The organism is Pseudomonas glycinae (assembly GCF_001594225.2).
GTDB classification, from domain to species: domain Bacteria; phylum Pseudomonadota; class Gammaproteobacteria; order Pseudomonadales; family Pseudomonadaceae; genus Aquipseudomonas; species Aquipseudomonas glycinae.
Genome location: NZ_CP014205.2, coordinates 4675401 through 4694590, shown reverse-complemented (window position 1 = coordinate 4694590; position 19190 = coordinate 4675401). Strand labels below are relative to the sequence as shown.

The 19190-nt window shown below is 62.1% G+C and carries 19 protein-coding genes; 8 read left to right on the top strand and 11 right to left on the bottom strand.

What is annotated here, in order from left to right:
- Window positions 1-35 precede the first annotated feature (35 nt).
- Window positions 36-752 (bottom strand): response regulator transcription factor, encoded by a 717-nt coding sequence (locus tag AWU82_RS21470; protein ID WP_064379641.1) that lies wholly within the window; start codon window positions 750-752, stop codon window positions 36-38.
- A gap of 166 nt (window positions 753-918) precedes the next feature.
- Between AWU82_RS21470 and AWU82_RS21465 the strand changes: the two genes are divergently transcribed.
- Entirely contained in the window at window positions 919-2460 is a 1542-nt protein-coding gene (locus AWU82_RS21465) for a sensor histidine kinase (RefSeq protein ID WP_064379639.1), read from the top strand.
- Between the two features lie 157 nt (window positions 2461-2617).
- On the opposite strand, the gene AWU82_RS21460 is transcribed toward AWU82_RS21465, so the two are convergent.
- The 4 genes from AWU82_RS21460 to glyQ form a co-directional block, all read right to left on the bottom strand.
- Complete coding sequence (locus tag AWU82_RS21460; RefSeq protein WP_064379638.1) at window positions 2618-3397, bottom strand: lysophospholipid acyltransferase family protein; 780 nt, start codon at window positions 3395-3397, stop codon at window positions 2618-2620.
- Between the two features lie 82 nt (window positions 3398-3479).
- The gene (gmhB, locus tag AWU82_RS21455; protein WP_190241493.1) at window positions 3480-4019 is read right to left on the bottom strand and encodes a D-glycero-beta-D-manno-heptose 1,7-bisphosphate 7-phosphatase; all 540 of its coding nucleotides are present in this window, start codon (window positions 4017-4019) and stop codon (window positions 3480-3482) included.
- A gap of 4 nt (window positions 4020-4023) precedes the next feature.
- Window positions 4024-6078 carry a glycine--tRNA ligase subunit beta gene (gene glyS, locus AWU82_RS21450; protein WP_064379634.1) on the bottom strand — a complete coding sequence of 685 codons (2055 nt, stop codon included), beginning with the start codon at window positions 6076-6078 and terminating at the stop codon, window positions 4024-4026.
- Window positions 6075-7028 carry a glycine--tRNA ligase subunit alpha gene (glyQ, locus tag AWU82_RS21445; protein ID WP_064384049.1) on the bottom strand — a complete coding sequence of 318 codons (954 nt, stop codon included), beginning with the start codon at window positions 7026-7028 and terminating at the stop codon, window positions 6075-6077. Before glyQ ends, glyS begins: the two co-directional genes overlap by 4 nt.
- An 81-nt stretch (window positions 7029-7109) precedes the next feature.
- Between glyQ and tag the strand changes: the two genes are divergently transcribed.
- Window positions 7110-7667 carry a DNA-3-methyladenine glycosylase I gene (gene tag / locus AWU82_RS21440; RefSeq protein ID WP_064379633.1) on the top strand — a complete coding sequence of 186 codons (558 nt, stop codon included), beginning with the start codon at window positions 7110-7112 and terminating at the stop codon, window positions 7665-7667.
- A 40-nt stretch (window positions 7668-7707) separates the two neighbouring features.
- Window positions 7708-8595 (top strand): lysophospholipid acyltransferase, encoded by an 888-nt coding sequence (locus AWU82_RS21435; protein ID WP_064379631.1) that lies wholly within the window; start codon window positions 7708-7710, stop codon window positions 8593-8595.
- Window positions 8596-8646: 51 nt separating this feature from the next.
- On the opposite strand, the gene AWU82_RS21430 is transcribed toward AWU82_RS21435, so the two are convergent.
- Genes AWU82_RS21430 through def form a run of 5 tightly spaced genes read right to left on the bottom strand, consistent with a single transcriptional unit; the run spans window position 8647 to window position 13210 of the window.
- Complete coding sequence (locus tag AWU82_RS21430; RefSeq protein WP_064379629.1) at window positions 8647-8961, bottom strand: tetratricopeptide repeat protein; 315 nt, start codon at window positions 8959-8961, stop codon at window positions 8647-8649.
- 20 nt (window positions 8962-8981) lie between these two features.
- On the bottom strand, window positions 8982-10358 hold the full coding sequence (gene trkA, locus AWU82_RS21425) for a Trk system potassium transporter TrkA (RefSeq protein ID WP_064379627.1): 1377 nt from the start codon (window positions 10356-10358) through the stop codon (window positions 8982-8984).
- Between the two features lie 22 nt (window positions 10359-10380).
- Entirely contained in the window at window positions 10381-11691 is a 1311-nt protein-coding gene (rsmB, locus tag AWU82_RS21420; RefSeq protein ID WP_064379625.1) for a 16S rRNA (cytosine(967)-C(5))-methyltransferase RsmB, read from the bottom strand.
- Complete coding sequence (gene fmt / locus AWU82_RS21415) at window positions 11688-12647, bottom strand: methionyl-tRNA formyltransferase (RefSeq protein WP_064379623.1); 960 nt, start codon at window positions 12645-12647, stop codon at window positions 11688-11690. The genes rsmB and fmt overlap by 4 nt, the downstream gene beginning before the upstream one ends.
- A gap of 56 nt (window positions 12648-12703) precedes the next feature.
- Complete coding sequence (def, locus tag AWU82_RS21410) at window positions 12704-13210, bottom strand: peptide deformylase (protein WP_039764933.1); 507 nt, start codon at window positions 13208-13210, stop codon at window positions 12704-12706.
- 169 nt (window positions 13211-13379) lie between these two features.
- Between def and AWU82_RS21405 the strand changes: the two genes are divergently transcribed.
- The 3 genes from AWU82_RS21405 (at window position 13380) to tsaC (ending at window position 16197) form a co-directional block, all read left to right on the top strand.
- The gene (locus AWU82_RS21405; RefSeq protein ID WP_064379622.1) at window positions 13380-14405 is read left to right on the top strand and encodes a LysM peptidoglycan-binding domain-containing protein; all 1026 of its coding nucleotides are present in this window, start codon (window positions 13380-13382) and stop codon (window positions 14403-14405) included.
- 79 nt (window positions 14406-14484) lie between these two features.
- Window positions 14485-15585 carry a DNA-processing protein DprA gene (gene dprA, locus AWU82_RS21400; protein ID WP_064379619.1) on the top strand — a complete coding sequence of 367 codons (1101 nt, stop codon included), beginning with the start codon at window positions 14485-14487 and terminating at the stop codon, window positions 15583-15585.
- Between the two features lie 54 nt (window positions 15586-15639).
- Window positions 15640-16197, top strand: a complete 558-nt coding sequence (gene tsaC / locus AWU82_RS21395) for an L-threonylcarbamoyladenylate synthase type 1 TsaC (protein ID WP_011331748.1) — start codon at window positions 15640-15642, stop codon at window positions 16195-16197.
- A gap of 41 nt (window positions 16198-16238) precedes the next feature.
- Here the strand turns inward: tsaC and AWU82_RS21390 are convergent, their stop codons facing one another.
- Window positions 16239-17216, bottom strand: a complete 978-nt coding sequence (locus tag AWU82_RS21390; RefSeq protein ID WP_064379618.1) for an NADPH:quinone reductase — start codon at window positions 17214-17216, stop codon at window positions 16239-16241.
- Window positions 17217-17363: 147 nt separating this feature from the next.
- Between AWU82_RS21390 and hemF the strand changes: the two genes are divergently transcribed.
- Window positions 17364-18278, top strand: coding sequence for an oxygen-dependent coproporphyrinogen oxidase (gene hemF, locus AWU82_RS21385; RefSeq protein WP_064384048.1), 915 nt, complete (start codon window positions 17364-17366; stop codon window positions 18276-18278).
- Between the two features lie 9 nt (window positions 18279-18287).
- Window positions 18288-19109 carry a shikimate dehydrogenase gene (aroE, locus tag AWU82_RS21380; RefSeq protein WP_064379616.1) on the top strand — a complete coding sequence of 274 codons (822 nt, stop codon included), beginning with the start codon at window positions 18288-18290 and terminating at the stop codon, window positions 19107-19109.
- Window positions 19110-19190 lie beyond the last annotated feature (81 nt).

The following is a 19190-nucleotide window of genomic DNA, read 5'->3' as shown; positions in this document are numbered from 1 at the left end:
ACGCACAAGCGTTGGCCTTTTTTATTGCCTGCAATTCAATCCCCCGCTGCCACACTCTCCAACCGATACCCATACCCGTAAATCGTCAGCAACTGCCAACCCCGATCCGCTGTCAGCCCGAGCTTGTTGCGCAGGCGATAGATATGAGTGTCCAGCGGTCGCGATGTGGACATCTCTTCGTGGGGCCAGAATCGTTCGTACAGGTAATCCCGTGACAGCGGTCGGCCGAGATTACTGAACAGGCAATGGGCGAGGCGATACTCGCGCTCGGTCATGACAATCGGTTTCCCGTCGCGGGTGACGGTCAGTTCGGCGTCGTCGAACACCAGGTCATTGAAACGCAGGACGTCGGCCGCGGCGTTACGTTGCAGGCTGTGCCGGCGCAGTACCGCCGCCACGCGGGCCTTCAGTTCATTGGGCCGAAACGGCTTGCTGACGTAATCGTCGGCCCCGGCATTCAGGGCCTGGACGATATCGCTCTCACCATCGCGGCTGGTCAGCATGATGGCCGCTGGCGGCGCTTCCATGTGTTCGCGGGTCCAGCGCAGCAGCGCCAGGCCGGTGAGGTCGGGCAATTGCCAGTCGAGGATCAGCAGGTCGAAGGTTTCCCGGCGCAACTGTCGCAGCAGGTCTTCACCGCTTTCGAAGCTGTGCAGTGACCAGGGCTGTCCTCCGGTCTCGGCCATTTGCTGCAGGGTCTGCTCGACCCGACGCAGTTCGGCGGGTTCATCGTCCAGTATCGCAACGCGCATACGCGGTGGTTCCTTGTCGCTCGGGCAATGGGTGCCGACCGGATCGGCTCACTCCATGCAGTGAAAGTAAGCGGCACGCCTTGGGGTGAGCCGCTATGATTCTTCGGGTCTACGTCCTCAGACCGGCCGCCTATGAAACCATTCAACCCGCCCTGCCCTGTTTCCCATGAATAACCAGCGCCGACACGAAAGCCGCGTACCCAGCCAGGTTCAGCGTTTGTTCCGGCAACTGGTGCGCGAGTGGGTGTGGATAAGTCTAGTGCTGTTGCCGCTGACTGCACTGCTTTCCTGGCGGGCGCAGATCAATTTGCATGACCCGGCGCCGTTGATGGGCGCAGGACTTTCGGTAGTCATGGTCGCGTGTGTACTTGGGTTGCTGCTGTGGCGCCCGCGACTGGCGTTATGGCTGACATTGGGCGGGATTGCCTGCGTGCTGCTGACCAGTGCAGGCCTGGCTGAAATGCGGCGTTGGTGGTCGCCGACGCCTGCGGCGCTGGGCATGTTGTTCGGCTATCTGATCTGGAACTGGCGTCGCTTAAGTGTAGTGCTCACCTACTTCGGCTGGGAGCTGGCGCGGCTGGACAGCGAACCGAAAGTCTTTCCTGAACGACGTCGGGCGCAGTTTCCCAGCGCCGACCGCTTGCAGGGGCAGATCATGGCGCTTGAGCAAGCCATGAGCCGCACCCGCGATACCCGCCGCTTCATTGCCGACGGGCTGGAATATCTGCCGGTCGCAACACTGATCAGCGATCCTCGAGGACAAGTCTTGTTGGGCAATCGCAAGGCGCGGAGCCTGTTCGATCACAATCTGGTGGGCGAGGATGTCCTCGATCAACTGGCGCGCCTGGGCTATCCGGAGTTGTCCACAGAGCCGCGCCCGCCGCTCTCCGAGCTGCCTCTGCTGGAGTTTCGTGATCACAAGGAACGTAGCCTGCGCCTGGAACGCGCCGCGTTGTTGCCAGTGGATGGCGACATACCGATTGGCTGGCTGCTGAGTCTCACTGACCTGAGCGCCGAACGCGCCGCCGAGGAACAGCGCGGTGTGTTGCTGCGCTTCCTGTCCCATGACCTGCGCGCTCCCCACTCGGCGATTCTTGCCCTGCTTGAGGTACACCGGCATCAGACGGGGACGGATTCGCCGCTGTTCGAACAGATTGAACGCCAGGTCCGTCGGGCGCTGGAACTGACCGATGGCTTCGTTCTGTTGGCCCGGGCCGAATCCGAGGCGTATCAGTTTCAACCGAGCCTGTTCGGGATGCTGGTCATGGACGTTCTGGATCAAGCGTTGCCCATCGCTCAGCAAAAACGCATCGAGCTCCTGAGCGACATGGACGAACAATCACAGGAGCGTCTGATTATGGCCGACCAGGGCTTGTTGACCCGCGCCCTGTTCAACCTGCTGGAAAATGCGATCAAGTACAGCCCGGCTGGATCCACAGTGAATCTGCGTGTCAGTTGCGACAACGACTGCCTGCGTTGTGAACTGTCCGATCAAGGCAAAGGAATCGCTGCAGAAGAACTGCCTGACCTGTTCAGCCAGTACCGGCGGTTTTCCTCTGCGCAGGGTATCGATGGCGTGGGGCTTGGGCTGTCGATGGTCAAAGCCGTTGTGGATCACCATGGCGGCCGAATCGAATGCCTCAGCGTGGTCGATCAAGGCACGACGTTCCGTCTGGAACTGCCACTGATCGCTGAAGAGCAGGCATAAAAAAACCGGCTATATCAGCCGGTTTCCTTACTTCCGAAAAAAACTTATGCACCTTTTACGGTGATTTATCAGCTTCGGAAATATATAAGTAAATCAGTAAGTTAATTCGATAATTCGGGATTTTGCGAACAAACCGTACACAGGTTATCCACAAATCTCAGACAGCGATCTGATCGTTCGCAGCCGGTGCCTGGGGGGCCGGAGGCAGCGAGCCCATTTCTCGTTGCGTTTTCTCGTTCCACGCCTGCACCCGGTCATTCAGATCGGCGATGGCGCGCGGGCCACTGCCCTCGGCGTACATCGGCTCACCGATGACCACGGTAATCACACCCTGCTTTTTACCCCAACCAATCTTCGGCCAGAACTTGCCGGCATTGTGTGCGATTGGCAGCACCGGAAGCGCCGCATTCACCGCCAAGGCACTGCCACTGCGGGAGAACTTGCCGATAGTGCCATGAGGAACGCGAGTGCCTTCCGGGAAGATCAGCACCCAGACATTGTCCTTGAGCAACTCATCACCTTTCGCCGCGACCTGCTTGAGGGCGGCTTTCGGGTTGTCCCGGTCAATCGCGATCGGCCGCAGCATGGCCATCGCCCAGCCGAAGAACGGCACGTAGAGCAATTCGCGCTTGAGCACCTGGCTCAAAGGCGAGAAATAAGCGGAAAGAAAGAACGTCTCCCAGGTGCTCTGGTGGTTCGATTGAATCACGCAGGGCCGGTCAGGCACGTTTTCCGCGCCTTTGACTTCGTAACGGATACCGAGAAACACCTTGGTCAACCACAAGGCACAACGGCACCAGTACACGTTGATGAAACGATAGCGCGCCTTGAACGACAGAAAGGGCGCGATAAAAAAGCTCAGGCTGCACCACAGCAGGGCGGTGGTGCCCAGCAGCAGGTAAAAGAGGAAGATTCTGATGGCCTGCAGTATCGACATGGCGACGTTTACCGTTACGGGCAATGCCCGACTGTTCAAGCGCACTCCCGATCAATCCCTGGTCAGGAACTTCAGAAGCACTCTAGTTGTGGATAAGTTCTGCGGCAATCGCCGCGAGATCGTCAAAAATCAGGGTGCCCACCGGCAAGGTCTTGGCCTGAGTCTTTTCGCCTTTCCCGGTCTTTACCAAAACGGGGTGTGAATCGACGGCTTTGGCGGCCTCCAGGTCACCAAGGCTGTCGCCGACGAACCAGACATTCGTCAGCGCGACGTTGTAATGCTGCGCGATGGTTTTCAACATCCCCGGTTTCGGCTTGCGGCAGTCGCAACCCTCATCCGGCCCATGCGGGCAATACACGATCAGCCCGACTTCACCGCCCTGCTCCGCCACCAGTTCGCGCAGGCGCGCGTGCATGGCATCGAGGGTGGCGAGGTCGTAGTAGCCGCGAGCAATGCCCGACTGGTTGGTGGCGACCGCCACCGTCCAGCCGGCCTTGCTCAACTGCGCAATCGCTTCGATCGAGCCGGGCAGCGGAATCCACTCCTCTACCGACTTGATGTAAGCGTCGGAGTCGTAATTGATCACTCCGTCCCGATCGAGAATCAGCAGTTTCAACAGCAATCCCTCAACCCAGCAGCGAAATGTCGGCAACGCCCAGGAACAGGCCACGCAGACGCGCCAGCAGCGCGTAGCGGTTGGCCCGCACATTGGCGTCTTCGGCATTGACCATCACTGCGTCGAAGAACGCGTCCACCGGCTCGCGCAGGGCGGCCAGGCGTGCCAGCGATTCGTTGTACTGACGTGCTGCGGCCATTGGCTGTACAGCCTGGTCCGCTTGCTGGATCGCCGAATACAGCGAGAACTCGTTGGCGTTGTCGAAGTACTTGGCCTGGACTTCGGTCGGCACCGAGCCTTCCACCTTGCTCAGCAGGTTCGACACACGCTTGTTCACCGCCGCCAGCGCTGCCGCTTCCGGCAGTTTGCGGAAGGCCTGAACCGCTTGCACACGTTGGTCGAAGTCCAGCGCCGAACCCGGCTTCAGGGCACGCACCGACAGGTAAGTGGCGACATCCACGCCTTCGTCTTCGTAACGGGCACGCAGACGGTCGAAGATGAACTCCAGCACCGCGTCGTTCAGGCCGGCAGCCTTGACCTTGGCACCGAACGCATTCACGGCGAACGCCACAGCATCGTTCAGGTCCAGATCCAGTTGTTTCTCGATCAGGATCCGCAGTACGCCCAGTGCTGCACGGCGCAGGGCATACGGGTCTTTGCTGCCGGTCGGCAGCATGCCGATGCCGAAGATGCCGACCAGGGTGTCGAGCTTGTCGGCGATGGCCACGGCCGCACCGGTCAGGGTGGCTGGCAGTTCAGCGCCGGCACCGCGTGGCATGTACTGCTCGTTCAGCGCCAGGGCGACGTCTTCCGGCTCGCCGTCATTGAGGGCGTAGTAGTAGCCGGCGACACCTTGCATCTCCGGGAACTCGCCGACCATTTCGGTGGCCAGGTCGCACTTGGACAGCAGGCCTGCGCGGGCAGCCCACGAAGCGTTGCCGCCGATGCGTGCGGCGATGTACGCCGCCAGTTTCGAGACGCGCTCGGCCTTGTCGTAGACGCTGCCGAGTTTTTCCTGGAACACCACGTTCTGCAGGCGATCGTTGAAGGCTTCGAGCTTCTGCTTCTTGTCCTGCTTGAAGAAGAACTCGGCGTCGGTCAGACGTGGGCGAACCACTTTCTCGTTACCGGCGATGATCTGCTGCGGGTCTTTGGATTCGATGTTGGCCACAGTGATGAAACGCGGCAGCAACTTGCCGTCGGCATCCAGCAGGCAGAAGTACTTCTGGTTGTCCTGCATGGTGGTGATCAGTGCTTCCTGCGGCACGTCGAGGAAACGTTCCTCGAACGAGCACACCAGCGGCACTGGCCACTCGACCAGCGCGGTCACTTCGTCGAGCAGCGCCGGCGGCACGATCGCAGTGCCTTCCTGACGGGTCGCCAGTTCTTCGGTGCGTTTGCTGATGATTTCGCGACGCTCGTTGGCATCGGCCAGCACGTAGGCGGCACGCAGGTCGGCCAGGTAGCTCGACGGCGAACCGATGCGCACGCTTTGCGGGTGGTGGAAGCGGTGGCCACGGGATTCACGGCCAGCCTTCTGCGCGAGAATCGTGCAGTCGATGACCTGGTCGCCGAGCAGCATCACCAGCCATTGGGTCGGACGCACGAACTCTTCCTTGCGCGCACCCCAACGCATGCGTTTCGGGATCGGCAGGTCGTTTAGCGAGTCTTCGACGATGGTCGGCAGCAGGCTGGCGGTCGGCTTGCCGGCGATGTTCTGGCTGTAGCGCAGTTTCGGACCGCTCTGGTCGATTTCGCTCAGCTCGACGCCGCACTTCTTGGCGAAGCCCAGTGCCGCTTGAGTCGGGTTGCCTTCGGCATCGAACGCGGCCTGACGTGGCGGGCCGTCGAGGTTGATGCTGCGATCCGGCTGCTGGGTGGCCAGCGCGGTGATCAGCACAGCCAGACGACGCGGCGCGGCGTAGACGGTTTTGCTCTCGTAATTCAGGCCGGCAGCTTGCAGGCCTTTGTCGATACCGGCCAGGAACGCTTCGGCCAGGGTGTTCAGGGCTTTGGGTGGCAGTTCTTCGGTGCCCAGTTCAACCAGAAAATCTTGAGCACTCATTGTGCAGCCTCCAGCTTGGCCAGTACTTCGTCACGCAGGTCCGGGGTTGCCATCGGGAAGCCCAGCTTGGCGCGGGCCATCAGGTAGGCTTGGGCGACGGAACGCGCCAGGGTGCGTACGCGCAGAATGTATTGCTGACGCGCAGTCACCGAGATCGCCCGGCGCGCATCCAGCAGGTTGAAGGTGTGCGAGGCCTTCAGGACCATTTCGTAGCTTGGCAACGGCAGCGGCTGGTCGAGTTCGATCAGGCGCTTGGCTTCGCTTTCATAGAAGTCGAACAGCTCGAACAGCTTGTCGACGTTGGCGTGTTCGAAGTTGTAGGTGGACTGCTCGACTTCGTTCTGGTGGAACACGTCGCCGTAGGTCACTTTGCCGAACGGACCGTCAGCCCAGACCAGGTCGTAGACCGAATCCACGCCTTGCAGGTACATGGCCAGACGCTCGAGACCGTAGGTGATCTCGCCGGTCACCGGGTAGCACTCGATGCCGCCCGCCTGCTGGAAGTAAGTGAACTGGGTCACTTCCATGCCGTTCAGCCAGACTTCCCAGCCCAGACCCCAGGCGCCGAGGGTCGGCGATTCCCAGTTGTCTTCGACGAAGCGGATGTCGTGGACCAGCGGGTCCAGGCCGACATGCTTGAGGGAGCCCAGGTACAGCTCCTGGAAGTTGTCCGGGTTCGGCTTCAGGACGACCTGGAACTGGTAGTAGTGCTGCAGACGGTTCGGGTTTTCGCCGTAACGGCCGTCAGTCGGACGGCGGCTTGGCTGCACGTAGGCGGCGTTCCAGGTTTCCGGGCCGATGGCGCGCAGGAATGTCGCGGTGTGGAAAGTGCCGGCGCCTACTTCCATATCGTAGGGCTGAAGTACCACACAACCTTGCTCGGCCCAGTATTGCTGGAGCGCGAGGATCAAGTCTTGGAAGGTACGCACGGCTGGCGTAGGCTGGCTCACGAAATTCACCTGTTTCTTGGGCTGCGATTTAAAGAGCGGGAGTATACCCGATTCAGTCGCACCTCCACCCCCTGGAGCCTTATGCCACGCTGCTTTTGGTGCAACGAAGATCCGCTGTACATGGCTTACCACGATCAGGAGTGGGGTACGCCGCTACGCGATGCGCAGGGTTTGTTCGAGTTGCTTTTGCTCGAAGGGTTCCAGGCCGGGCTTTCGTGGATCACCGTGCTGCGCAAACGTGAGCGATATCGCGAGGTGCTGTTCGGCTTCGACGTACAGCGCGTGGCGCAGATGAGCGATGCGGAAATCGATCAATTGATGCTCGATCCGGGGATCATCCGCAACCGCCTCAAGCTCAACGCCGCCCGGCGCAACGCCCAGGCCTGGCTGGCGCTGGAAGATCCGGTGGCCTTCCTCTGGTCGTTTGTGGATAACCGGCCGGTGATCAATCATTTCAAGGATCGCAGCGAAGTCCCGGCCATTACCCCGCAAGCCGTGGCCATGAGCAAAGGCCTGAAAAAGGCCGGCTTCACCTTCGTCGGCCCAACCATTTGCTATGCGCTGATGCAGGCCTCGGGCATGGTCATGGATCACACCCAGGACTGCGACCGCTACGCGCAGCTCGCCAACGGCGGTTAGAATGGCCGCCTCGCGCACAGCACAAGATCAGGAGTGACCTGTGGAAAAGTTTAAAGGCGCCATGCTGGTTGGCGCTCTGCGGCTGTTTGCCCTGCTTCCGTGGCGGGCCGTGCAGGCCGTGGGTTCGGCGATCGGCTGGATCATGTGGAAAACCCCCAACCGTTCCCGCGATGTGGTGCGGATCAACCTGGCCAAATGTTTTCCACAGATGGACCCGGCCGAACGCGAGCGTCTGGTCGGTCAGACCCTGAAAGACATCGGCAAGTCCCTGACCGAAAGCGCCTGCGCCTGGATCTGGCCGGCCCAGCGGTCCATCGACCTGGTGCGCGAAGTCGAAGGCCTCGAGGTGCTGAAAGAAGCGCTGGCCTCGGGCAAGGGCGTGGTCGGCATCACCAGCCACCTGGGCAACTGGGAAGTGCTCAACCACTTCTATTGCAGCCAGTGCAAACCGATCATTTTCTACCGGCCGCCGAAGCTCAAGGCTGTGGATGAATTGCTGCGCAAACAACGCGTGCAACTGGGCAACAAGGTCGCTGCGTCAACCAAGGAAGGCATCCTCAGTGTCATCAAGGAAGTGCGCAAGGGCGGTCAGGTGGGGATCCCCGCAGACCCGGAACCGGCCGAATCCGCCGGGATCTTCGTGCCGTTCTTCGCTACTCAGGCCCTGACCAGCAAGTTCGTGCCGAACATGCTCGCCGGCGGCAAAGCCGTCGGGGTGTTCCTGCATGCCCTGCGTCTGCCGGACGGTTCCGGCTACAAGGTGATCCTCGAAGCGGCGCCGGAAGCCATGTACAGCACCGACACTGAAACCTCCTGCGCGGCGATGAGTCAGGTGGTCGAGCGTTACGTGGCGGCTTATCCGAGCCAGTACATGTGGAGCATGAAGCGCTTCAAGAAGCGTCCGCCGGGTGAGGCGCGCTGGTACTGATCAGACCTGGGCAATTGTGGATAACCTGATCACACGGGTTATCCACAGCCGTCACGGCTTCTGCCGATCGAGCTTCTTCAGAAACACCGTCATTTCCTTCTCGGCCTGCTTGTCGCCATGGGCCCGGGCCGCTTCCACCCCCTGCTCCCACGCCTGCCGCGCAGCCGTCAGGTCACCCAGCGCCAGTTGCGCCTTGCCCAGCAGTTTCCAAGCAGCCGAATACTTCGGATCGAAGCCGACACACCGCTGGAAATGCTCGGCTGCCTTCGCGTTTTCCCCCAAATCCAGATAACCCTTGCCGAGGCCGAAGCGCAGCAGCGAGTTATCCACACCCTTGGCGAGCATTTTTTCCAGGGATTCGATCATCGGTTTCGCCTCTCGGTCGATCAGAAGAAACTCAGTCCTACGTGGAACAGCTTCTCCACATCGCGAATATGCTTTTTATCCACAAGGAACAGGATCACGTGGTCGCCGGCGGCGATCACCGTGTCGTCGTGGGCAATGATCACTTCTTCATCGCGGATGATCGCGCCGATGGTGGTTCCCGGTGGCAGCGCGATGTTTTCGATGGCCTTGCCGATCACCTTGCTCGACTTCGAATCGCCATGAGCCACCGCTTCGATGGCTTCCGCCGCGCCCCGGCGCAACGAGTGCACGCTGACGATATCGCCGCGCCGCACGTGGGCCAGCAAGGTGCCGATAGTCGCCAGTTGCGGGCTGATGGCAATGTCGATGTCGCCGCCCTGGATCAGGTCGACGTAGGCCGGGTTGTTGATGATCGTCATCACCTTCTTCGCGCCCAGACGCTTGGCCAGCAGCGACGACATGATGTTGGCTTCGTCATCGTTGGTCAGCGCGAGGAAAATGTCCGCGTCGGCGATGTTCTCTTCCAGCAGCAGGTCGCGATCCGACGCGCTGCCCTGCAGCACCACGGTACTGTCGAGGGTATCCGAGAGATAACGGCAGCGTGCCGGGTTCATCTCGATGATCTTCACCTGATAGCGGCTTTCGATGGCCTCGGCCAGCCGTTCGCCGATCTGCCCGCCACCGGCGATGACGATGCGCTTGTAGCTTTCGTCGAGCCGGCGCATTTCGCTCATCACCGCGCGAATGTTCGCACGGGCGGCGATGAAGAAGACTTCGTCGTCGGCCTCGATCACCGTATCTCCCTGGGGAAGAATCGGTCGGTCGCGGCGGAAAATCGCGGCCACTCGGGTTTCCACATTCGGCATGTGTTCACGCAACTGGCGCAGTTGCTGGCCTACCAGCGGCCCGCCGTAATAGGCGCGCACCGCGACCAGTTGCGCCTGGCCTTCGGCGAAATCGATCACCTGCAACGCGCCAGGGTGCTGGATCAAACGCTTGATGTAGTTGGTGACGACCTGCTCGGGACTGATCAGCACGTCGACCGGAATCGCCTCGTTCTGGAACAGTTGCTCCTCGCGGGTGAGGTACGACGCTTCGCGCACCCGGGCAATCTTGGTCGGGGTGTGGAACAGGGTGTGAGCAACCTGGCAGGCAACCATGTTGGTTTCGTCGCTGTTGGTCACCGCCACCAGCATGTCGGCGTCGTCGGCACCGGCCTGACGCAGCACGGTCGGCAGCGAGCCACGGCCCTGCACGGTGCGGATGTCGAGGCGGTCGCCAAGATCGCGCAGACGGTCGCCGTCAGTGTCGACCACCGTGATGTCGTTGGCCTCGCTGGCCAGATGTTCAGCCAGCGAACCGCCGACCTGTCCCGCACCGAGGATGATGATTTTCATCCAGTCACTCCGTTGAATCCGTTTAGCCGCGCGCGGCAGCGATCTTGATCAGCTTGGCGTAGTAGAACCCGTCATGCCCGCCCTGTTGGGCCAGCAATTGGCGACCATGAGGCTGTTTGATTCCGGCGGTGGTAGCCAGATCCAGCTCCCGGGCGCCCGGCGTGCGCTCAAGAAACGCGCCGATGACTTCGGTATTTTCGGTCGGCAAGGTCGAGCAGGTGGCGTAGAGCAGGATGCCGCCCACTTCGAGGGTTTTCCACATCGCGTCGAGCAACTCGCCTTGCAATTGCGCGAGGGCTGGGATGTCGCCGGCCTGGCGGGTCAGCTTGATGTCCGGATGGCGGCGGATCACGCCGGTGGCCGAGCACGGTGCGTCGAGCAGGATGCGCTGGAACGGTTTGCCGTCCCACCACGCTGCCGTGTCGCGACCGTCGGCGGCGATCAGTTCGGCGTTCAGGCCGAGACGCTCGAGGTTTTCCTTCACTCGCACCAGACGTTTGGCTTCCAGGTCCACCGCCACCACGCCGGCCAGCGCCGGTTCGGCTTCGAGGATGTGGCACGTCTTGCCGCCCGGTGCACAGCAGGCGTCCAGCACTCGCTGGCCCGGCGCGAGGTCGAGCAGGTCGGCGGCCAGTTGCGCGGCTTCGTCTTGCACGCTGATCCAGCCTTCGGCGAAGCCCGGCAGGCTGCGCACGTCGGCGGCGGCCTCCAGCACGATGCCGTCGCGGCTGAAAGTGCACGGCTGTGCGGCGATACCGGCTTCAGTCAGCAGACTCAGGTACGCGTCACGGCTGTGATGACGACGGTTGACCCGCAGGATCATCGGCGGATGCGCGTTGTTGGCTTCGCAGATGGCTTCCCATTGCTCAGGCCAGAAGGCCTTGAGGGATTTTTGCAGCCAGCGCGGGTGAGCGGTGCGCACCACCGGATCGCGTTCCAGTTCGGCGAAGATCGCCTCATGTTCGCGCTGGGCATTGCGCAGTACGGCATTGAGCAGACCTTTGGCCCATGGCTTTTTCAGCTTGTCGGCGCAACCGACGGTTTCGCCGATGGCGGCGTGTGGCGGGACGCGGGTGTAGAGCAGTTGATAGAGACCGACCAGCAGCAGCGCCTCGACATCGGCGTCGGCCGCCTTGAACGGTTTCTGCAGCAGTTTTTCCGCCAGCGCCGACAAGCGTGGCTGCCAGCGCGCGGTGCCGAATGCCAGATCCTGGGTGAAGCCGCGATCGCGATCCTCGACCTTGTCCAGTTGCGTCGGCAGGGAGCTGTTGAGCGAAGCCTTGCCACTGAGAACAGCGGCGAGTGCCTTGGCGGCGGCCAGACGTGGGTTCATTGAGCGTCCACCGCTGCACCCAGCACGGTGCCGGTGGCGAATTTCTCACGACGGCTGTTGAACAGATCACTGAAGTTCAGCGCCTTGCCGCCGGGCAATTGCAGACGGGTCAGGCACAGCGCCTGTTCGCCACAGGCGACGATCAGACCGTCCTTGCTGGCGCCGAGGATGGTGCCCGGTGCGCCTTTGCCTTCGGCCAGTGTCGCCGCCAACACTTTCAGCGCTTCGCCGTTGAGCGTGCTGTGGGTGATCGGCCATGGATTGAAGGCACGGACCAGACGTTCCAGCTCAACGGCCGGGCGGCTCCAGTCGATGCGTGCTTCGTCTTTGTTCAGTTTGTGCGCGTAGGTGGCGAGTTCGTCGTTCTGCACTTCGCCTTCCAGGGTGCCAGCGGCCAGACCGGCAATCGCCTGCACCACGGCAGGTGGGCCCATTTCGGCGAGACGGTCATGGAGGCTGCCACCGGTGTCTTCGGCGCTGATCGGGGTCACGACTTTAAGCAGCATCGGCCCGGTATCGAGGCCGGCTTCCATGCGCATCACGGTGACGCCGCTCTCGGCATCGCCCGCTTCCACGGCACGCTGGATCGGCGCCGCACCGCGCCAGCGCGGCAGCAGCGAGGCGTGACTGTTGATGCAACCCAGGCGCGGAATATCCAGCACCGCTTGCGGCAGGATCAGGCCGTAGGCCACCACCACCATCAAGTCAGGCTTCAGCGCAGCGAGCTCGGCCTGAGCGTCAGCATTGCGCAGGGTCGGCGGCTGCAACACCTGGATATTGTTTTCCAGGGCGAGCTGTTTGACCGGGCTCGGCATCAGTTTTTGTCCGCGACCGGCCGGGCGATCCGGTTGGGTGTAGACCGCAACGATCTCGTAAGGGCTGTCCAGCAGGGCCTTGAGGTGTTCGGCGGCGAATTCCGGGGTGCCGGCAAAAACGATGCGCAGTGGCTCAGTCATGGGGGAGTCTCATAAAAAGAAAAAGGCTTGCCGCAGCAAGCCTTTGGAGAGGGGCATCAAGCGTTCTGGCGGTGCTGCTTTTCCAGTTTCTTCTTGATCCGGTCGCGTTTGAGCGTGGACAGGTAATCGACGAACAACTTGCCGTTGAGGTGGTCGCATTCGTGCTGGATGCACACGGCGAGCAGGCCTTCGGCGATCAGTTCGTAAGGCTTGCCGTCACGGTCCAGAGCCTTGATCTTGACCTTCTGCGGGCGGTCGACATTTTCGTAGAAGCCCGGCACCGAGAGGCAGCCTTCCTGGTATTGCTCCATTTCGTCGGTCAGCGGTTCGAACTCGGGGTTGATGAACACCCGGGGTTCGGTGCGGTCTTCGGAAAGGTCCATCACGACGATACGTTTGTGCACGTTGACCTGGGTCGCGGCAAGGCCGATGCCCGGCGCTTCATACATTGTTTCAAACATGTCATCGACCAGCTGACGCACTTCGTCGTCCACTACAGCCACAGGTTTGGCGATAGTGCGCAGACGCGGGTCCGGAAATTCGAGGATGTTCAAAATGGCCATAAGCTTGATTGCTGCACGTGTGAGGTAAAGTCGGGCGATGGCCTGGCGGGTCCGAAGATGCAGGCTACCGTTGTGAAACGTAGCTCCTTGATTTTCAGCATAGAGCAGGGAGCGAGCCACGGGGGCTCTGGCGTTTCACGCGAACGCACATAATAAAGGGATTCACCGCATGAGGAAATCACTACTCGCCCTGCTGTTTCTGGCCTCGGCCGGCGCCGCGCACGGGCAAGTGCAACTCAAGGAAGGTTTTCCACAGCAATACACGGTGGTTTCGGGGGATACGCTCTGGGACATCTCCGGTAAATATTTGCGCGAACCCTGGCAGTGGCCACAGCTGTGGCGGGCCAATCCGCAGATCGAAAACCCCAACCTGATCTACCCCGGCGACACACTGACGCTCAGTTACGTCAACGGTCAGCCGCGCCTGACCGTCAATCGCGGCGAGTCGCGCGGCACCATCAAGTTGTCGCCGCGCATCCGTACCAGCCCGGTGGCCGAGGCGATTCCGAGCATTCCGCTCAAATCCATCAACAGCTTTCTGCTGAGCAACCGCATCGTCGACAAGGTCGAGGACTTCGACAAGGCGCCGTACATCGTCGCCGGCGATGCCGAACGGGTGCTCAGCGGCACCGGCGACCGGATCTTCGCCCGTGGCCATTTCGACCCGAACCAGCCGGTCTACGGCATCTTCCGCCAGGGCAAGGTCTACACCGATCCGCAGACCAAGGAGTTTCTGGGGATCAACGCCGACGACATCGGCGGCGGCGAAATCGTCGCCACTGAAGGAGACGTCGCCACCCTCGCCCTGCAACGCACGACCCAGGAAGTGCGCCTCGGCGACCGCTTGTTCAGTGGCGAAGAGCGTTCGATCAACTCGACCTTCATGCCCAGCGCTCCCACCACTGACATCAACGGCCTGATCATCGATGTGCCGCGCGGCGTCACACAAATCGGCGCGATGGACGTGGTGACCCTGAACAAGGGCAAACGCGACGGCCTGGCCGAGGGCAACGTACTGGTGGTGATGAAAACCGGGGAAACCGTGCGTGACCGGATCACCGGCCAACCGCTGAAAATCCCCGATGAACGTGCTGGACTGCTGATGGTGTTCCGCACCTACGACAAACTCAGTTACGGCCTCGTACTGAACGCATCGCGCTCGCTCGCGGTGCAGGACAAGGTGCGAAATCCTTAGCTGGCTTCACAAGTTACCAACAGAGTTATCCACAGCTTGTTCCGAAAGGTTCGGGCCTTATAACGATCAAGGATGATCCATGATGATGCCTGTCTCTGCGTCGGTTTCCCCGGCGGAACTGGAAGCGCGCCTGCGCCTGCACCGCTTGCCGGAAGTCGGTCCCAAACGTTTTGCCAAACTGCTCGAAGCCTTCGGCTCTGCCTCCAAGGCAATCAGCGCGCCGGCCAGCGCCTGGCGCTCGTTGGGTTTGCCGGCGGCTTGTGCCGAGGCCCGGCGCTGTCCTGAAGTTCGCGACGGCGCCAGCCACGCATTGCGCTGGCTAGAGCGTGCGGGTCAACATTTGCTGATGTGGGATCACCCGGATTACCCGGCCTTGCTGGCGCAGATTCCCGACCCGCCGCCCCTGCTGTTTGTCGCTGGCGACCCGCGGATTCTGGAAAAACCGCAACTGGCGATGGTCGGCAGTCGACGTGCTTCACGCCCTGGCATGGACACCGCCACTGCGTTTTCCCGCAGCCTCGCCGGGGCCGGGTTCGTTATCACCAGCGGTCTGGCGCTGGGCATCGATGCGGCGGCGCATCAAGCCGCTGTCGACGTCGGCGGGCAGACGGTCGGCGTGCTGGGTACTGGCCTGGAAAACTTTTATCCACAGCGCAATCGGCGGTTGGCGGACGTGATGATTGCGTCCGGCAGTGCGGTGGTTTCGGAATTCCCTCTGGACACCGGGCCGGCGGCCAGCAACTTCCCAAGACGCAATCGGATCATCAGCGGCTTGTCCCTCGGCGTGCTGGTGGTCGAGGCCAGCGTGGCCAGCGGTTCGTTGATCACCGCGCGGCTGGCGGCGGAACAGGGGCGCGAGGTGTACGCCATTCCGGGTTCAATTCATCACCCAGGCGCTCGCGGCTGTCATCAACTGATCCGTGACGGAGCCGTTTTGGTGGAAACCATTGAGCATATTCTCGAAGCCCTGCGCGGCTGGCAGCAGTTGCCGCTGTCCGCCTCCGCGCCGGATCCCGATCACCCTCTGCTGGATCTGTTGCACGCCGCGCCGCACACCAGCGAGGGCCTCTCCGACAGCAGTGGCTGGGCATTGCCCAAAGTGCTGGCGGCATTGACCGAACTGGAGATGGATGGCCGCGCCGTTTGCGAAAACGGCCGCTGGTTTGCACGCGCAAGCTAGGTTTTACATTGAAGATCGGTAAACTGCGCGAAACCTGTTTGCGGAGAGTTTTTCATGGTCAACAGTTGGCGTGTGCAACAAGCCGCACGAGAGATTCGCGCCGGGGCGGTGATTGCCTATCCAACCGAAGCCGTCTGGGGGCTGGGGTGCGATCCTTGGAATGAAGAAGCGGTGGATCGTCTGTTGGCGATCAAGAACCGTTCGGTGGACAAGGGGTTGATCCTGGTCGCCGACAACATTCGTCAGTTCGATTTTCTGTTCGAGGATTTCCCCCAGGACTGGATCGACCGCATGGCCAGCACCTGGCCGGGCCCGAACACCTGGCTGGTGCCGCACCAGAACCTGCTGCCGGAGTGGGTGACCGGGGTGCATGACACCGTGGCGCTGCGGGTCAGCGATCATCCGCAGGTGCGGGATCTGTGCTCGCTGGTGGGACCGTTGATTTCGACGTCGGCCAATCCGCAAGGGCGGCCGGCAGCGCGCACGCGCTTGCGGGTCGAGCAGTATTTCCGTGGTCAGGTCGATCTGGTGCTCGGCGGAGCGCTTGGCGGTCGCAAGAACCCGAGTCTGATTCGGGATCTGGCCACCGGCAATATCGTGCGCCCGGCCTGAGGCCGGGTGCCTTCAATCGCCGGCTTGCCGGCGATGACGCCTTAAGGCAGTAAAACAGTCGAACCTGTCGTGCGCCGCGCCGACAGCTCGGTTTGCGCTTTCGCCGCGTCAGCCAGTGGATAACGCTGGCTGATGTCCACTTTCAGCTTGCCGCTGGTGATCATCCCGAACAGCTCATCCGCCATGCGCTGCAGGTTCTCGGCGTTGTTGGCGTAGGTCGCCAGGGTCGGCCGGGTGACGTACAGCGAACCTTTCGCCGCCAGAATCCCCAGGTTCACCCCGTCCACCGCACCCGAGGCGTTGCCGAAGCTCACCAACAGGCCACGGGGCGCCACGCTGTCCAGCGACGCCGGCCAGGTGTCCTTGCCGACGCCGTCGTAGACCACCGGGACTTTTTTCCCGTCGGTCAATTCCAGCACCCGTTGGGCGACATTTTCGTGGCTGTAGTCGATGGTTTCCCAAGCGCCATGGGCCTTGGCCAGATCGGCTTTGGCTTTCGAGCTGACGGTGCCGATCAGCTTCACGCCCAGGGCCTTGGCCCATTGGCAGGCAAGCAGGCCGACACCGCCGGCCGCCGCGTGGAACAGAATGGTTTCGCCACCCTTGAGTTCATAGGTCTGGCGCAGCAGGTACTGCACGGTCAGGCCCTTGAGCATCACGCCGGCGGCGGTTTCGAAGCTGATGACGTCCGGCAGGTGCACCAGATTCGCTTCCGGCAGAACGTGGACGTCGCTGTACGCGCCCAACGGGCCGCTGCCGTACGCCACACGATCACCGACCTTGAACCGCGTGACCTCGCTGCCCACCGCCTCGACAATGCCGGCGCCTTCCGCACCCACGCCCGACGGCAACGCCGGTGGCGCGTACAGACCGCTGCGGTAGTAGGTGTCGATGAAGTTCAGGCCGATGGCCTTGTTGCTCACGCGAACCTGCTGCGGACCGGGTTCGGCCGGTTGATAGTCAACGTACTCGAGCACTTCGGGGCCGCCGTGGGCGCGGAACTGGATTCGCTTGGCCATCTGCCTACTCCTTGGGTCATTCGGGAAGGTCCCTATCGAACGCTCATGCTTGATCTTCGTCAACTGCGGCGTGCCGGTTTGCGATGGTATGCTACGCGCCCATTTGCGCGGGGCGCCGCGCAGTTCCGCCCGATCCAAGGTGAAGCCATGACGACCCGCACCGACGCCGTAAAGGCCTATCTGCTCGACCTGCAAGACCGCATCTGCGCCGCGCTGGAAACTGAAGACGGCGGCACGCGCTTCGTCGAAGACGCCTGGACCCGTCCAGCCGGCGGTGGCGGTCGGACCCGGGTGATCGAGAACGGCACTGTGATCGAAAAGGGCGGCGTCAACTTTTCCCATGTCTTCGGCAGCGGTTTGCCACCGTCTGCCAGCGCCCATCGGCCGGAGCTGGCCGGGCGTGGTTTCGAAGCCCTCGGCGTGTCGCTGGTGATCCACCCGCACAATCCGCATGTACCGACGTCCCACGCCAACGTGCGTTTTTTCATCGCCGAGAAGGAAGGTGAAGAGCCGGTCTGGTGGTTCGGCGGTGGCTTTGACCTGACCCCGTATTACGGCAACGAAGAAGACTGCATCCATTGGCACCGCGTCGCAGAGCAGGCTTGCGCGCCGTTCGGCCCGGACGTCTACCCGCGCTACAAGGCCTGGTGCGACACCTACTTCCACATCAAGCATCGCCACGAACCGCGCGGCATCGGCGGCCTGTTTTTCGATGACCTGAACGAGTGGGATTTCGACACCAGTTTCGCCTTCATGCGCGCCATCGGCGATGCGTACATCGACGCTTACCTGCCGATCTTGCAGCGCCGCAAGAACGACGCCTTCACCGCCAAACAGCGCGAGTTCCAGGAATTCCGCCGTGGCCGCTACGTCGAATTCAACCTGGTTTACGACCGTGGCACCCTGTTCGGCCTGCAATCGGGCGGGCGTACCGAGTCGATCCTGATGTCGCTGCCGCCGCAAGTGCGCTGGGCCTACGACTGGAAAGCCGAGCCGGGCAGCGAAGAAGCGCGCCTGACCGAGTACTTCCTGCAAGACCGCGACTGGCTGGCCCAGGCCTGAGGACTTCTGATGGATCGTTACGTCGTTTTCGGTAACCCGATCGGCCACAGCAAGTCGCCGATGATTCACAAACTGTTCGCCGAACAGACCGGGCAAAGCCTCGACTACAGCACCCTGCTGGCGCCGCTCGACGATTTTTCCGGCTGCGCCACGGCGTTTTTCCAGGAAGGTCGCGGTGCCAACGTGACCGTGCCGTTCAAGGAAGATGCTTATCGCCTGGCCAACAGCCTGACCGCCCGCGCCGAACGCGCGGGTGCGGTGAACACTCTGAGCAAACTGGCTGACGGCAGCCTGCTCGGCGATAACACCGACGGCGCCGGGCTGGTGCGGGACCTGACGGTCAACGCCGGGTTCAGCCTCACCGGCAAACGCATTCTGCTGCTTGGCGCCGGTGGCGCGGTGCGCGGTGCGCTGGAGCCGTTGCTGGCGGAAAAACCGGCCTCGGTGATCATCGCCAACCGCACAGTGGACAAGGCCGAGCTGCTGGCCGAACTGTTCTGCGATCTGGGACCGGTGTCGGCCAGTGGTTACGACTGGTTGCGCGAGCCGGTGGACGTGATCATCAACGCCACGTCTGCCAGCCTCACCGGCGACGTGCCGCCGATTGCCCCAAGCCTGATCGAGCCCGGCAAAACCCTGTGCTACGACATGATGTATGGCAAGGAACCGACCGCGTTCTGCCGTTGGGCCAGCGAGCACGGCGCAGGCGTGGTGATGGATGGCTTGGGGATGCTGGCGGAGCAGGCTGCCGAGGCGTTTTTCCTGTGGCGTGGCGTGCGTCCCGACACGGCGCCAGTGCTGGCTGAGCTACGCCGCCAACTGGCACTTTAAAAGCATCGCTGGCAAGCCAGCTCCCACAGGGACTCAGCTGATCCTGGTGGGAGCTGGCTTGCCAGCGATGGAAGTCGACAC